2 protein-coding genes are annotated in these 1,362 nt (G+C 51.4%); both read right to left on the reverse strand.

Annotated features, from left to right (window positions below):
* A partial coding sequence (gene glnG / locus R7035_RS25355; protein ID WP_318146337.1) for a nitrogen regulation protein NR(I) occupies positions 1–1,167 on the reverse strand: 1,167 nt, incomplete at its 3' end.
* 58 nt (positions 1,168–1,225) lie between these two features.
* A partial coding sequence (locus R7035_RS25360; RefSeq protein ID WP_318146338.1) for an ATP-binding protein occupies positions 1,226–1,362 on the reverse strand: 137 nt, incomplete at its 5' end.

Consider the following 1,362-nt stretch of genomic DNA (forward strand, 5'->3'; position numbering starts at 1 on the left):
TTCCAAAAGCTCTGAAGGCAAATCGTTCGGTAATACTTCACTGCCACTCGCCATCACGGTTAACCAGCGACAAATGTTTTCTAGCTGACGTACGTTGCCCGGCCAATTGAGTCGATTGAGAATTTCGACCGTCGACGGGTGCAAGGTTTTGGTTTCCACTCCAAGCTCATCTGCGGCGCGTACCAGAAAGTGTTGTGTGAGTTTTTCAATGTCTTGTTTGCGTTCACGAAGCGCAGGAATTTGTACGCGAATGACGTTCAAGCGGTGGAACAAGTCTTCACGAAAATCGCCTTGGTGTACCAGCTTTTCGAGGTTTTGGTGCGTGGCGGCGACAATACGTACATCGACACGAATCGGAGAGTGACCACCAACACGGTAGAACTGGCCATCCGCCAACACGCGCAGCAAACGAGTTTGGATATCCAGCGGCATGTCCCCGATTTCGTCCAAAAAGAGCGTGCCTCCGTTGGCTTGCTCGAAGCGGCCTTGACGAACACTGTTCGCGCCCGTAAATGCGCCTTTTTCGTGACCGAACAACTCAGACTCAATCAAGTCTTTTGGAATCGCGGCCATATTGAGAGCGATAAAAGGTTTGTTGGCGCGAGGGCTATGGCGGTGAAGGGCATGAGCAACCAGCTCTTTACCCGTACCGGACTCCCCGTTGATCAAAACGGAAATCGACGAGCGAGAAAGGCGGCCAATAGCGCGGAACACTTCCTGCATTGCTGGCGCTTCACCGATGATCTCTGGCGTGTCGGCCGGGGCATCTTCTGAAGACAATTGCTCGCGTTTGTTTTCATGGCTGTGGGCAATCGCACGTTCGACCAGCGTTAAGGTTTCATCGATATCAAACGGTTTTGGCAGGTACTCGAACGCGCCTTTTTGATAGGCGTTAACGGCGGCATCTAAGTCGGAATGCGCGGTCATGATGATCACGGGCAAATCAGGGTAATCACGTTGCACTTGCTTGAGCAGTTCTAATCCGTCGATACCGGGCATGCGAATATCAGACACCAGTACGTCTGGCACTTCGCGCTCAAGCGCCATCAAAACGCTTTCCCCATCGGCATAGGTTTCGCATTTTATGTTGGCTGAGGAGAGTGTTTTCTCCATCACCCAGCGAATTGAACTGTCGTCATCGACGACCCAAACATATCCTTTACTCATGTACTAATCCTTGCAGCAAAAACCGTAAATTGGCGCTCAACGAAATCCATTCGTGAGGTCAAATCGGCAAATAAATTGTAAAAGTGGTGTGGCCAGGCCAGCTTTCAACGTCGATTTTTCCGTTGTGCTGGTCGATCAAATTTTGTGAGATGGACAACCCAAGTCCGGTGCCGCCTTCGCGCCCGCTGACCATGG

It is taken from the genome of Vibrio sp. 1731, from assembly GCF_033339955.1.
In the GTDB taxonomy this organism is placed as follows: Bacteria; Pseudomonadota; Gammaproteobacteria; order Enterobacterales; family Vibrionaceae; genus Vibrio; species Vibrio alginolyticus.